This window comes from Streptosporangium roseum DSM 43021 (assembly GCF_000024865.1).
Classification (GTDB): domain Bacteria; phylum Actinomycetota; class Actinomycetes; order Streptosporangiales; family Streptosporangiaceae; genus Streptosporangium; species Streptosporangium roseum.
Genome location: NC_013595.1, coordinates 8,482,355 through 8,495,083 on the forward strand (window position 1 = coordinate 8,482,355; position 12,729 = coordinate 8,495,083).

Below are 12,729 nucleotides of genomic sequence, written 5' to 3' on the forward strand. Positions count from 1 at the left end.
CGCTACCGTAACTTACGACAGCGTAGGTTGTGATCTGCCCTACAGAACCGGGCGATCCGCCGCCGGCCGGGGGGTGTCCTCGGACAGGGCCGGCCGATCCACCGTGGCCCGGGGACGCCTCCGTCAGCGCCGGGCGATCCGCCATGGACCCGGAGACGCCTTCAGCACTGCCGGGCGATCCGCCATGGACCCGGAGACGCCTTCAGAGCGCCCGCAGGAAGCGCGACGCGATGGGCACCGCCGCCTCCGCGCCGCTCCCGCCGTTCTTCACCAGGACGGCGAAGGCGACCTTGCCGTGGTATCCGATGAACCACGCGTGCTCCCGCCCCCCGCCCGTTTCGGCGGTCCCCGTCTTGCCCGCCGTACCCGGGGGGAAACCGGCGGACGAGGCGGTGCCGGTCGACACGACCGCCCGCATCATCGCGCGCAGGCCCGCGACGACGTCCCGCGGCAGGGCGGCCCCCCTCCCGCCCTTACCCGGCCGTCCCGTCATGACCGGCTGGTGCCAGGAACCGTCCTGCACGGCGGCGGCGACCAGGGCCATGCAGAGCGGGCTGGCCACCACCGAGTTCTGGCCGATGGCGTCGGCGCCCAGCTCGTCGGCGCTCCCGTGGGGCTTCACGGTGCCGCAGACCCCCGGGCCCTCGATGTCCTTGTTGAACCCGAACAGTTCGGCGGCGCCCACCAGGCCGCCGGCCGACAGCATCCGGACCGACCGCTCGACGAAGGTCGTGTTGCAGGAGACCGCGAAGGCACCGGTCAGCGTGGTGGTTCCGGGGGCGGCGTGTCCCCCGGCGTTGGTGAACGGACGGCCGTTCGGAGGCGTGTAGGTCGCGGGGCAGGACACCCGCGAGTCCGGGGTCAGGCCCCGGGAGAGCAGGGCGGCGGCGGTGACCACCTTGAACGTCGAACCCGGCGGGTAGAGGCCGCGGATGGCGCCCTGCCCGCCCAGTTCCCCGCCCAGCCGGTCGGCGAGCGCGAGCACCTCGCCGGTGTCGGCCTTGACCGCGACGATCGCCGCGGGGCTGTCCACGCCGTCCAGCGCGCGGGCCGCCGCGGCCTGGACCGGCCGGGAGAAGGTGGTACGGATCTTCTTGGCGGACGGCGGCGCGAACGCCACCAGCTCCCGGGCCGTCCCGTCCGTCCGGACCGCCTCCAGGGCGTAGCCGCTGCCGTCCCCCTCCAGGTCGGCACCGAGCATGCCGAAGTAGCTCTCGGCCCCGCTGTCGCGCGGGAACCGCGTGCCGGAGCGGGTGACCGGCTCGGCCGCGGGCCCCGGGACCTCCTTCAGCCGGATCCGCCCACCGTCCTTCAGCGCCGGATGGAGCGTCTCCGGCGCCCAGAGCACCTTCCAGCGCCCGTCCCGCAGGACCAGCCGCAGCGTCGAGGCGAACGGCCACGCCCCGAGGTCCCTGATCTTCCTGACCCCCTGGAACGGCAGCTCGGCCAACTGTCCCCCGTGCCGCCTCAGCGTGCCCGGGATGAGGTCCAGCGACTCGATGTCCAGGTCGCGGGAGAAGGCGAGATGCCGCTCGGCGAAGTCGTCGGGCGCGTCGGCGACCAGGCGGCTCATCGCACCGAGGTCGCTGCCCTCCCAGGCCGCCAGATAGGCCGTCGCCGTCTCCCCGGGACCGGCCACCGGCCGGCTCTCCGCCCCCGTGGGGCGCACCAGCACGTAGAGCCCGGCGCCGATGACGGCGAGAACGACGATGATGAGTGTGAGGACCGCTCGACTGCGCATACGGTTTCTCCCAAGGGTGTCCCCCGGGTTGTATATCAGAGGAAAGAGGATCAAAGGTGATGGTCAGGCGGGAACCGAGGGGGCCGATGCCGGGCCGTTATCCGGTGACCTTCGGCGAGGTCGAGCTCCTCGGGGATCTGGACCGTCCCTCCGGCTGGGTGATCTCCAAGGACGGCGTGCCCCAGTCCTATGTGGATCTGGAGGATCCGACCTATCTCGACTTCGAATACGTCCAGCTGATGGCCGCCGTGATCGACCTGCTCGACGAGGGCCCCTTGGACGCCGTGCACGTGGGGGGCTGCGCCTGCACTCTCCCCCGCTATGTGGCGGCGACCCGCCCGGGGTCCCGGCAGATCGTCGCCGAGCCGGACGGGGGCCTCGTCCAGCTCGTCAGGGACCAGCTCAGGCTGAAGTCGGTGCCCCGGCTCAAGGTGAAGATCCTCGACGGCCGTACGGCGACCGCCGGACTCCAGGACGTCTCGGCCGACCTGATCGTGCTGGACGCCTTCAGCGGTGCCGCGATGCCGCTCGACCTGGCCACCTCCGAGTACATGGGCGACGTCGCCCGCGTCCTGCGCCCGGACGGGACCCTGCTGATCAACATCGCCGACGGCAAGGGCCTGGCCTTCGCCCGTCGGGTGCTCGCCACCGTCGGCGGCACCTTCCCCCACATGGCGCTGCTCGCCGACCCCGGCGTCATGCGGGGGCGCCGCTTCGGCAACCTCATCGTCGCCGCCTCCCGCGCCGGCCTGCCCCTCACCGGCCTGACCCGGCGGGCCGCCGGCGGCATCACGCAGGCCCGGTGCGTGTACGGCGAGGACCTGACCAGGTTCGTCGCCGGAGCTCCGCCGCTCAACGACGGCGACGCCGTCGTCGTCCCCGTCCCGCCGCCGGGAGTCTTCGGCTGACCGGACGGCCCCCGGCCGCCGGCCGGTGATCGCCCCGCGGCCCGGACGGTGTAATCTTGGTATTTCCGACCGGTAAACACTGTTATCTGTCGCTCCGGCAGCCGTCACCGGCGGTCCGTGTCCATGGCTCACAGCACGGGAGGGTGCATGTCCCAAGATTCTTCCGACGGTTTTCCGCCCGCGTCCGGTCGGGGTCCGGCCGCCGCTCCTCGCTCCTGGCAGGGGCCCCTCGGCCAGATGGACGTGGCCCCGGACGACCTCAAGTCGACCATCTCCAGGGCCTTCGACACCGAGGGCGGCGAGCTGGGCAGGGCCCTCGTGGCGAAGATGAACGAGCTCCTCGCGGTGGGCAACTTCTGGGGCGACGACAGCACGGGCGCGAAGTTCTACAACGGCGACGCCGACCTCCCCGGTTACGCCTCCATGGTCGAGGGGGTCGCGACAGAGGCGAGCGCCATCTCGCTCTTCTACGTCCAGGTGGGGGACCGCCTCTACGACATGGGGAGGAACGTGGAGGTCGCCGAGTGGCGCACCATCGGCGAGATGCCCAGGGTCCCCGAGTGATGGCCTCCTTGAACCTCGGTGCCGGAGCGCGGGGCGCGCTGGCCGGAGTGGGCATGACGGGCCTGATGGGATACGTCCTCTACGACGTCTACCAGCGCTGGCCCAAGGGCGACCCGGACAAGGCGCGCGACGCCGCCGCCGTCTGGAGGTCGGTCGGCGCGCTGGTGAGCACCTCCTCCGGGAACATCCAGCCGGTGGCCATGCGGGTGTGGCGGGACCACCCCAGCGCGGGCAGCGAGGCCTTCCGCGCCTTCTGGTCGGGCGGCCTCTTCAGTGCCATGCCGGCCGGCGTCCAGGGCCCGAACCCGAGCTTCTCGTTCGCCGACTACGCCGAGGCGGTGTCCGCCCACGCCGAGCGCGTGGCGGAGGCGTGCGAGGAGTACGCCGAGGTGGTCGAGGCGGCCCGGCACGCGCTCATGGTCATCGCGACGACCAGCATGGCGCAGCTGGCGTTCGCCGGCGCCTGGCCGTGGGTCGGCGGCCCCGGCGCCGCCGCCATCAAATGGGCGGCGGAGAAGCTGCGCAGGCAGTACCAGATCGACTACCTGATGATGCTGCTGCAGAGATACGTCTCCGAGATCCTGCGCAAGAAGATGGCGGAGTACATGGCCGGCAGCGCCTTCTTCGCGCTCGCCGACACGACCCTGGCGATCGGCGCCAAGGCGGCCTACGGTGACGGTCCCGGCTCGTTCAAGGACAACGCGGTGATGACCCTGAAGGACTTCGCCTCCTGCCTGGTCTTCTTCGGCGTCTGGGACATCACCCGGGTCGGCCCCCTGGGCAAGAAGCTCGACAACGACCTGGGGGACTTCGCCTCGTTCTACATCGGATCGAACGCCTACACCGTCGCGAACAACGCGATGAGCGGCAAGGACGGGACGGATCTGGCGCCCACGTTGAACCAGCTGATCAGCAAGCTCATGGTCGGCTCGGTCCAGAGGGGCAAGCCCCGGGAGTGACCGCCGCCCGCGGGCCGGGCCGTCCGGCGTCCCCTCCGCCTGGACGCCTTCAGGCGGGGACGGGCACCCAGGCCCGCAGGCGCGTCCCCTCCCCCGGCCCGCCGGCCAGCTCCAGTCCCCCGCCGAGGGCGGTCATCCGGTCGGCCAGCGGGCCCAGCCCGCCCCGTCCGGCAGCCGCCGGGTCGAAGCCCTTCCCGTCGTCCGAGACCGCCGCCTGGAGCCGCCCGCCGGCGTGCGTCAGCCGTACCTCGATCCGGGAGGCCGCGGCGTGCTTGAGCGCGTTGGCGATCGCCTCGCTCACCGTGAAGTACAGCGCGCCCTCGATCTCGTCGGAGAAGCGCCGTGCCCGCAGCTCCGCGTCGGCCGCCACGGTCGTGGTCACCGGCAGTCGTGAGCAGCGCTCCTCGACCGCCTCCACCAGCCCGCCCTGGCTGAGCACGGACGGGTGGATGCCCGCCGCGAGCTCCCGCAGGTCGGTGAGCGTCTGCCGGGCCTGCTCGCGCAGGAGTGCCAGACCCTCGGGGCCGCCGCCCGTCGCCCGGGCCAGTTCCAGCCCCGCGATCAGCGCCACGAGCTGCTGCTGGACCCCGTCGTGGATGTTGCGCTCGATCCGCCGCCGCTCGGCCTCCTCCGCGTTGACCAGCCGGGCCGCCAGCCCCGCGCTCTGGATCGCCAGTCCGATCGGCACCGCCAGCGCCCCGAGCAGGCGGCGGTCCTCGGTGGTGAAGCGCCCTGCCGTCCTGGGTCCGCACGCGATGTGTCCCAGCCCGGCGGGCACGGTGAGCACGGCCGGACCGTCCTCCCTGCCCGCCACCACCCGGGTGCCGTCCGCGAGCGCGACGGCGGCCCACCTGGTCTCCAGCCCGGCCCGTACGGCTCCGGCCAGCCTGCCGAGCTGCTCCGCCGGCTCCGCCTCCTCCAGCGCCGGGCCGAGCTCCGTCAGCAGCTCGTCCACCGTGGGCCGCAGGTCGAAGACGAGGAAGAGCCGGGAGCCCCGGATCCCCACCCTGACGTCGAGGAGGTTGTGCCGGAAAACGACGGCCGCGATCACCACGGGCAGCGAGGCCAGGGCGATGAGGCCCCCGCCCCAGAGCCCCGGATTGGGACTCAGGGGATCGGAGAAACCCATCAGCACGAAGCCGCCCAGGGTGCCCACGGCCCCGGCGATCATCCAGCGGAGCCGGCGGCGCTCGGCGGGGTCGCTCCGCCGCCGGCGCCGGATGAGGGAGACCAGCACCGCCAGCGCCACCAGGAAGGTCACGACCTGCCCCAGCCCGCCCACGCCCGCGACGACCAGCCCGGCCGTCCCGCTGAGGCCGAAGGGGTTGCCGGAGGGGAAGATGCTGTAGAGCTCGTCGGGGCTGAGCAGGACGCCCGCCCAGTGAGCGGTGATCGCCGTCCCCGCGATCCAGGCCCCGGCACGCCAGCGGCGCGAGGGCAGCCGCCCGTCGGGGAACAGCAGAGGGATGAAGACCCAGGACAGGCCGTAGAAGACGGTGAACAGCGAGGCGAGCACGGTGGCGACGCCGGCGAGCGGGCCGTGAACGGTCTCCCTCAGCAGGAGGGCGGTGCCGAGTGCGCCGGAGCCCAGGCAGCCGGCGGCGGCCAGCAGCAGCCAGCCGTACACGTTGTCGGGGCGCCTGGCCGCGATGAGCCAGCCGATCGCGGGCACGGTCAGGCACACCGCGATGAACAGCCACTGGCTGAACGGCGCGGGCAGGCCGGTCTCCAGCAGCGCGCCCGCGACGATCCCGGCCGCGGCCACCGCGGCCAGCGACGCGGCGAGCACGCGGGAGGAGGGTACGCCAGTCATGAAACGCAGCGTGACCTGCCGCGGAAGCCGCCGTCTATGGGGTTGTCCGCACATCCGCTGCAGTTTGCCGCACCCCGCGGGACGGAGGGTGGCCGGGTGTCGCGGCGGTGCGCCCCTACCTAGTTTTGGGACCAGAGCCGCCGGAGAGGCGGCGGCGATCCGCAGTCCGACAAGGAGTTTCCCGTGCGACTTCCGTTCAGACAGGCACGCGTCCTGGCCCTCGCGCTCGTCACCGCGACCGTCCCGCTGACGACGCTCGCGGGCGGCGGGCAGGCGGCGGCCGCCTCCGCCGCTCCGGCGGTCACGGCCGCCCCGGTCATCCCCGACAGCCCGGCCGGCAGGCAGCTGAGCTGGTATCTCGACGCCGTGCCCAGGGTGCCCATCGCCGAGAGCGAGCTCAAGGAGCACTTCAGTACGGACTTCCTCACCTCGATCCCCGCCGACGACCTCAACGCCTTCACCGGGCAGCTCAAGGGGATGACGCTGGAGAAGCTGACCACCGTCAAGCCCGATCTCCTGGTCGGCCAGGTGACGATCGCCGGGCAGGGCTTCGTCCTCACGATCTCCGTGGACGGCGACGGAAAGATCGACACACTGCGCGTGGCCCCTCCGGAGGTGCCCGTGCCGCCGGCGCCCGGGAGCTGGAACGAGCTCGACGGCCGGCTCCGCAAGGTCGCACCCGAGGTCGGCTTCCTCGCCGCCGAGATCGGCTCCCGGGGCCAGTGCAAGATCATTCATGCCGTGGCGCCGGACAGACCGCGGCCGCTGGGCTCGATCTTCAAGCTCTACGTGCTGGGCGCGGTGGCCCAGAAGATCCACGACGGCGGACTGAGCTGGAACACCGAGCTCACCGTCAAGCCCGAGTGGAAGAGCCTCGGCGCGGGCGGCCTGGCGGACCGCCCCGACAACAGCACCACGACGGTCCACGAGGCCGCGAAGCTGATGATCTCGATCAGCGACAACACCGCCGCCGACATCCTCCTCCACACGGTCGGGCGCAAGGCCGTCGAGGCCAAGGTGCGCCAGTGGTCCGGCCACGCCGAGCGGAACATCCCCTTCCTCACCACGCGCGAGCTGTTCCTGCTCAAGGGCGTGAACTATCCCGAGCAGGCCCGGTCCTACCTCGCGCTCGGCCCCGCGAAGAAGCGCGCCTACCTGGACGGCACGGTCGCCAGGCAGTCGCTGTCGGACATCGAGTTCTGGGACAGGCCCCGGGAGATCGGCACGCTGGAGTGGTTCGGCTCCCCGCGTGACGTCTGCCGCGCCTACGCGGGCCTGGCCGCACTGAACTCCAGGCGGCTGCACGAGGCGATGTCGGCCAATGCCGGCGGCCTGCAGCTCGACCCGGCGAAGTGGAAGGCCCCCTGGTTCAAGGGCGGCTCCGAGCCCGGCGTCCTGGACCTGAGCTACCTCGCCGGCTCCACCCGGAAGGCCGGCGGGAAGACCTACGTGGTCACCGCCCTGACCAACGACCCCCGGACGGCGCTCAACGAGGCCACGACCGTCCCCGAGCTCATCTCCCTGAGCCGGGGCGCGTTCGCCCTGGTCAAGGCCGGATGACCCGATAGGCCCGGGGATGCGGCCCGGGCGGTTCCGAGGCCGTGGCGCTCCCCGCGCCACGGCCTCGGCCACTGCGGAATAGTTGAACAATCAACTGAGTTGGTACCAGCGAACCCCGCAGGAAGGAGTCCGAAATGCCCGCCGTGACCGTAGAGAACCCGTTGACCCTGCCCCGGCTGCCCCAGCCTCTCGGCGCGGTGCGCGAGCGCGAGGTGCTGGCCGTGACGACCGCGCCCAGCGGATTCGAGGGCGAGGGCTTCCCCGTGCGGAAGGCCCTGGCGACGATCAAGCCCCAGTACCTCGACCCGTTCATCATGATGGACCAGATGGGCGAGGTGGACTACGCGCCGGGCGAGCCCAAGGGCACCCCCTGGCACCCGCACCGGGGCTTCGAGACCGTCACCTACATGATCGACGGCGTGATGGACCACGCCGACTCCCACGGCGGCGGCGGCACGATCTCCGACGGCGACACGCAGTGGATGACCGCCGGCGGAGGCATCCTGCACAAGGAGGCTCCCCCGGAGTGGCTGGTCCAGAAGGGCGGCCTGTTCCACGGCATCCAGCTCTGGGTCAACCTGCCGGGCAGCCAGAAGATGGTCGCGCCCAACTACCAGGACATCGGCAGGTCCAACGTCGTCCTGCTCAGCAGCCACGACGGCGGAGCGCTGGTCCGCCTGATCGCGGGCGAGGTCGCCGGGTTCACCGGCCCCGGCAGCACGAGGACCCCGATCACCCTGCTGCACGCCTCTCTCAGCCCCGGCTCCCGTCTCACGCTGCCCTGGCGCAAGGACTTCAACGCGCTCGCCTACGTCCTCTCCGGGCGGGGCGGGGTCGGCGCCGACAGGCAGCCGATCGAGTCGGGCCAGCTGGCGGTCTTCGACGGCTTCGGCGCCGTCCCCGGCCTCGGCACCGAGGGGGAGGGCCTCACCCTCTGGGCCTCCGGGAGCCAGGAGAGCCGCAGCCCCAACCTGGAGGTCATCGTGCTGGGCGGCCGCCCGATCGGCGAGCCGGTCGCGCACTACGGCCCGTTCGTGATGAACACCCAGGAGGAGCTCGCCAAGGCGTTCGAGGACTACCAGGCCGGCCGCCTCGGCACCATCCCGGCCGGTCACGCCTGACCTGAGGCCAGATCGAGGAGGAGGCACGAGCACGGATCACAGGAGGCCGTGATACAGCCTCAGCGCGTCATCCAGTGCGTCCAGCTCGTCGTCCTCCAGGATTCCGACCCACTGCGTGAGCTTGGCGATGTCCACCGCGAGCATCTGCTCAAGCAGGATCCGGCATTTGCGGCCGTCGATCTCCGCCTCCGGGCGGGTCAAGCTCGCCCGGGCGGAGGTCGACGTAGGCGCCACCGTCACAACCGATCCGATGAAGCTCGTGGCGGTCACCACGACGGCGTATCGCCGCCCCTGCTGTGTGTGGTCCGAGGAACGGGCGGGGAGAGTCACATGGAAGACGGACCCCTTACGAAGCAAGGTAGCGGGCCCACTCCCTGATCCGCTCGGCCTCTTCCCGCTCGGCCGGATCGCTGGCGATCTCGGCCGACTCCTTCCGCATCCGCTCTTGCATGGTGGTGAACCACGCGAGGTGGATGGCCTTGCGAACGACCTCCGAGATCGATTCGCCCATCTCCTCGGCGACCTGCTCAAGTTCTTTGCGCGTCTTCTCGTCAAGACGCACCGTCACCGTCGTCATGCCGTCAATGTAACACGAACTGTCTTACACGGCCGGTCACGCCTGACCTGAGGCCAGATCGAGGAAGAGCGCGGACGACCAGCCGAAGCCGCTGGTCGCTCGGGCCGCGCGGGCGCCGGTGAGCGGGTTCCAGTATTCGTACAGGCCGCCACCGGCGTTCACCATGTCCAGGGTCCGCCGGGTCAGCTCGTCGGCCACCTCGGCGTAGCCGGAGCGGCGCAGGCCCTCGATCAGCAGGTAGTTGACGTTGAGCCAGACCGGGCCGCGCCACATGGCGTCGGGGTCGAAGTCCGGGTCGTCGAAGGCGACCGTGGGCACCGGCCGCTCGCCCCAGAAGGACGGGGAGAGCAGGTCGGCCACCAGGCGCCCGGCGATCTCCCCGGGGAGGCGGCCGGTGAGCAGCGGCAGCAGCTCCAGCGGGGTCCGGGTCGCCACCTCGGTCACGGCGCCGGCCGGGCCCGAGGGGCCGGATGCGGACTTGGCCAGGGTGACGAACCGCCTGCCGTTCCAGCGCCCGGCCACCAGCAGCTCCACGTGCTCGGCCGCCCGCTTCCGCCAGGCCGCCGCCTCCTCGGTACGGCCCAGCGCCTCGGCGATGTCGCCCAGCCGGTCGGCCTGCAGGGCCAGGTAGGAGTTGAGGTCCGGGGGCTCGGCGCGAGGGCCGTGGTCCCAGATCGGGCTGTCGTCCAGGCCGGACGAGTACGGGTGGAGATACTCGGCGAGCCCGTCCCCGTCGGGGTCGGAGACGGTCAGCCACCACTCGTGCGAGCGGGCGATCGGCTCGTACACCTCCTCGAGGAACCCCGGGTCCGGGGCGACCTCGTGGATCTTCCAGACGGCCCACGCGGCGAGCGGGGGCTTGGTCACCGGGACGACGCCGCCGATCGGCCCCTCCTCCGGGGAGCCGGCCCCCCGCTCCGTTCCGCCGGCCTGGCCGACGTGCTGGGCCAGGCGGGCGTGGTCGGAGCGGGGCAGGTCGGTGGTCTCGGCGAGCACGCCCAGGTCGTGGACCACGTCGGGGATGAGGCCGTCGGGGCGCTGGTGGTCCAGGAGGATGCGGATCTGGTCGCGGGCGAGGCCGGGGTCGGCATGGCGCAGGCCGACGGCGTGGAAGTACGCATCCCAGTTCCAGATGCCGACATATCCGAACTTGGAGGGGACGACGCCCTCCCGGCCGCCCGCGAACGCGATGGGCAGCAGGTTCACGCCCAGCGTCCACCATGCCTGCTCGGCCCGCTCCCGCAGCCCCTCCGGCACGGCCGGCATCCGATCGGCCCACTCCTGACGGCGCCGCGCGGCCGCCTCCAGCAGTGCCGCGCCGTCGTACGGGCGCGCCTCCCCCACCAGCACGAGGGTCCCGTCGACGTCGCCGGCGCCGCCGTCCCAGACCGCCCGCGCCGCCGAGCCGGTCAGCACCAGCGTCCCGGCGTCGGCGAAGACCAGGTCCACGCCTCCCTCGAAGGAGATCCGGTCGGGGCGCGCATGCCGTACGGGCAGCTCGGCGTCGCCGCGGAACAGCCGCAGGCCGGTCAGGACGGTCGTCTCCGACAGCCGGGTCTCGTACTCGGCGCGGGCGATCCAGAGCGAGCCGTCCTCGGCGGCCATCACCAGCAGCCGGGAACCCCGCTCGGTGAAGGGAGTCGTCCGAAGGTCACGCAGTTCGAACATCGTCAGCGTCCTCCCAGGCCGGACATGGCCATGCTGTTGAGAATGCGCCGCTGGCCGATCAGGAAGGCGATCATCATCGGGACGACCGAGATGGCCGAGGCGGCGAGGGTGAGACCGTAGTCGGTGGCGCCGTGCTGCCCGGCGAACTGGCTGACCAGCAGCGGCACGGTGGCCAGCTCCGGCGAATTCAGGAAGATCAGCGGGAAGAAGAAGCTGTTCCAGCTCGCCAGGAAGACGATGATGCCCAGCGCGCCCATGCCGGGCCGGACGTTGGGCAGCACGACCCGCCAGAAGATCGTCCAGCGGTTGGCGCCGTCGAGGCGGGCCGCCTCCTCCAGCTCGATCGGGACCGCCCGGATGAACTGGCGCAGCAGGAAGACCGCGAAGGGATTGACGAAGCCGGGCACGATCAGCGCCAGGTGGGAGTCGATCCAGCCCAGCTCCGCCAGCATCAGGTAGAGCGGGACGACGGTCACCTGCGCCGGCACCATCTGGGTCGCCAGGAACAGGCCGAACAGCAGGCCCGAGCCGCGGAAGCGAATTCTCGCGAAGGCGTAGGCGGCCATGGCGGAGGTGCTCAGGGTGAGGACCACGTTGAGGACCGCGATGTAGAAGCTGTTCCAGTACGCCTGGGCGAAGGGCAGCGCGCCGAACGCGTCGGGGTAGTTCTGCGCCCGCCAGGGGTTGGGCAGCCAGTCCAGCGGCGCGTTGAGCATCTGGCGCGCGCCCTTGAACGACGTCAGCAGCATCCAGACGAACGGGAACAGCATCGCCAGCCCGCCGGCGATGAGCACGGCGTGCAGGGCGATCCGGCCCAGGCGGCGGGAGGCGGGGGTGCCGGGGGACCCGGGGATCACAGCCATCGACGGTCCCCTTAGGAGTCGTAGTGGACGAAGCGCTTCTGCACTCCGAACTGGACGAGGGTGACGAGCAGCGTCAGTGCGAGCAGGATCAGCGCGGCGGCGCTGCTCATGCCGAACTCGAAGTTCTTGAAGCCCAGGTCGTAGATCTGGTAGACGATCGTGCGGGCGCCGTCGTTGTGGTCGGGGTCGACCAGCACGTAGATCTGGTCGAACGCCTGGAACGAGCTGATCACCGCGACCACGGTGGAGAAGAAGACGGTCGGGGAGATCATGGGCAGTGTCACCGAGCGGAAGATGCGGATCGGGCCCGCCCCGTCGATGCGGGCGGCCTCCATCAGGGCGGGCGGGATGGTCTGCAGCCCGGCCAGGAAGATCACGACGTTGAGGCCGAGCGAGGACCAGATGGTCACGACCGCGATGGCCACGATGACCCAGCCCGGGTCCTCAAGCCAGTCGGGCAGCGCGATCCCGAACCAGTCGTGCACGGTCCTGTTGAGGACGCCGTAGTCGCCGCTGGCCAGGATGACCTGCCACATCACGGCCACCGCCACCGAGCTGGTGACCACCGGCAGGAAATAGACGACCCGGTAGAAGGTCTTGCCCCTGACCTGGTTCAGCGCGAGGGCGATGAGCAGCGCGAGCGCCAGGCCGACCGGGACCGTCAGGAAGGCGAGCTTGACGGTGTTCCAGACGGCCGTGCCGAAGGCGGGGTCGGAGAGCTGGGCGGCGAAGTTGTCGAAGCCGGCCCAGGACTTCTCGCCGAGCCCGTCCCACTTCATGAACGCGAGCACGACCGCGAACCCGAGCGGGAAGACCAGGAACGCCAGCAGGCCGAGGACCTGCGGAGCGAGGAACAGCGTGGCCCACCAGCCGTCCCGGTTCCGCACGCGCGTCGCCGCGCGTGCGGACCGGGTCTTCGCGGCGGGGCGCGCCGGGGTGACGACGCCCACCGCCG

At 71.6% G+C, this 12,729-nt stretch carries 12 protein-coding genes; 5 read left to right on the forward strand and 7 right to left on the reverse strand.

Annotated features, from left to right (window positions below; all coding sequences use genetic code 11):
* Positions 1–202: 202 nt before the first annotated feature.
* Positions 203–1,741 carry a penicillin-binding transpeptidase domain-containing protein gene (locus SROS_RS37080; RefSeq protein WP_012894084.1) on the reverse strand — a complete coding sequence of 513 codons (1,539 nt, stop codon included), beginning with the start codon at positions 1,739–1,741 and terminating at the stop codon, positions 203–205.
* 86 nt (positions 1,742–1,827) lie between these two features.
* Between SROS_RS37080 and SROS_RS37085 the strand changes: the two genes are divergently transcribed.
* The 3 genes from SROS_RS37085 (at position 1,828) to SROS_RS37095 (ending at position 4,172) form a co-directional block, all read left to right on the forward strand.
* Positions 1,828–2,649 (forward strand): spermidine synthase, encoded by an 822-nt coding sequence (locus SROS_RS37085; protein ID WP_012894085.1) that lies wholly within the window; start codon positions 1,828–1,830, stop codon positions 2,647–2,649.
* A gap of 237 nt (positions 2,650–2,886) precedes the next feature.
* On the forward strand, positions 2,887–3,213 hold the full coding sequence (locus SROS_RS37090) for a hypothetical protein (protein ID WP_148269318.1): 327 nt from the start codon (positions 2,887–2,889) through the stop codon (positions 3,211–3,213).
* On the forward strand, positions 3,213–4,172 hold the full coding sequence (locus SROS_RS37095) for a WXG100-like domain-containing protein (RefSeq protein WP_012894087.1): 960 nt from the start codon (positions 3,213–3,215) through the stop codon (positions 4,170–4,172). Before SROS_RS37090 ends, SROS_RS37095 begins: the two co-directional genes overlap by 1 nt.
* Positions 4,173–4,221: 49 nt before the next feature.
* Here the strand turns inward: SROS_RS37095 and SROS_RS46485 are convergent, their stop codons facing one another.
* Positions 4,222–5,985, reverse strand: a complete 1,764-nt coding sequence (locus SROS_RS46485; protein WP_012894088.1) for a sensor histidine kinase — start codon at positions 5,983–5,985, stop codon at positions 4,222–4,224.
* A gap of 183 nt (positions 5,986–6,168) precedes the next feature.
* On the opposite strand from SROS_RS46485, the gene SROS_RS46490 reads away from it, so the two are divergent.
* Together SROS_RS46490 and SROS_RS37110 are read left to right on the forward strand one after the other, a co-directional pair.
* Positions 6,169–7,545 (forward strand): Cpe/LpqF family protein, encoded by a 1,377-nt coding sequence (locus SROS_RS46490; RefSeq protein WP_012894089.1) that lies wholly within the window; start codon positions 6,169–6,171, stop codon positions 7,543–7,545.
* Positions 7,546–7,679: 134 nt separating this feature from the next.
* Entirely contained in the window at positions 7,680–8,666 is a 987-nt protein-coding gene (locus tag SROS_RS37110; protein ID WP_012894090.1) for a pirin family protein, read from the forward strand.
* Positions 8,667–8,702: 36 nt separating this feature from the next.
* On the opposite strand, the gene SROS_RS37115 is transcribed toward SROS_RS37110, so the two are convergent.
* Genes SROS_RS37115 through SROS_RS37135 form a run of 5 tightly spaced genes read right to left on the reverse strand, consistent with a single transcriptional unit; the run spans position 8,703 to position 12,724 of the window.
* Positions 8,703–9,023 (reverse strand): type II toxin-antitoxin system PemK/MazF family toxin, encoded by a 321-nt coding sequence (locus tag SROS_RS37115; protein WP_012894091.1) that lies wholly within the window; start codon positions 9,021–9,023, stop codon positions 8,703–8,705.
* Positions 9,013–9,243, reverse strand: a complete 231-nt coding sequence (locus SROS_RS37120) for a DUF6290 family protein (protein WP_012894092.1) — start codon at positions 9,241–9,243, stop codon at positions 9,013–9,015. Before SROS_RS37120 ends, SROS_RS37115 begins: the two co-directional genes overlap by 11 nt.
* Positions 9,244–9,279: 36 nt before the next feature.
* On the reverse strand, positions 9,280–10,911 hold the full coding sequence (locus SROS_RS37125) for an amylo-alpha-1,6-glucosidase (RefSeq protein ID WP_012894093.1): 1,632 nt from the start codon (positions 10,909–10,911) through the stop codon (positions 9,280–9,282).
* Positions 10,912–10,913: 2 nt separating this feature from the next.
* Positions 10,914–11,774: a carbohydrate ABC transporter permease gene (locus SROS_RS37130; protein ID WP_012894094.1), complete on the reverse strand. Its 861-nt coding sequence runs from the start codon at positions 11,772–11,774 to the stop codon at positions 10,914–10,916.
* 11 nt (positions 11,775–11,785) lie between these two features.
* The gene (locus SROS_RS37135) at positions 11,786–12,724 is read right to left on the reverse strand and encodes a carbohydrate ABC transporter permease (RefSeq protein WP_012894095.1); all 939 of its coding nucleotides are present in this window, start codon (positions 12,722–12,724) and stop codon (positions 11,786–11,788) included.
* Between the last annotated feature and the right edge of the window lie 5 nt (positions 12,725–12,729).

Excerpts from the sequence above, each read along its gene's own strand:
- SROS_RS37125 (WP_012894093.1), bottom strand. The coding sequence starts at position 10,911 with ATGTTCGAACTGCGTGACCTTCGGACGACTCCCTTCACCGAGCGGGGT.
- SROS_RS37095 (WP_012894087.1), top strand. The coding sequence starts at position 3,213 with ATGGCCTCCTTGAACCTCGGTGCCGGAGCGCGGGGCGCGCTGGCCGGA.
- SROS_RS37120 (WP_012894092.1), bottom strand. The coding sequence starts at position 9,243 with ATGACGACGGTGACGGTGCGTCTTGACGAGAAGACGCGCAAAGAACTT.
- SROS_RS37130 (WP_012894094.1), bottom strand. The coding sequence starts at position 11,774 with ATGGCTGTGATCCCCGGGTCCCCCGGCACCCCCGCCTCCCGCCGCCTG.
- SROS_RS46485 (WP_012894088.1), bottom strand. The coding sequence starts at position 5,985 with ATGACTGGCGTACCCTCCTCCCGCGTGCTCGCCGCGTCGCTGGCCGCG.
- SROS_RS37085 (WP_012894085.1), top strand. The coding sequence starts at position 1,828 with ATGCCGGGCCGTTATCCGGTGACCTTCGGCGAGGTCGAGCTCCTCGGG.
- SROS_RS37080 (WP_012894084.1), bottom strand. The coding sequence starts at position 1,741 with ATGCGCAGTCGAGCGGTCCTCACACTCATCATCGTCGTTCTCGCCGTC.
- SROS_RS37110 (WP_012894090.1), top strand. The coding sequence starts at position 7,680 with ATGCCCGCCGTGACCGTAGAGAACCCGTTGACCCTGCCCCGGCTGCCC.
- SROS_RS37090 (WP_148269318.1), top strand. The coding sequence starts at position 2,887 with ATGGACGTGGCCCCGGACGACCTCAAGTCGACCATCTCCAGGGCCTTC.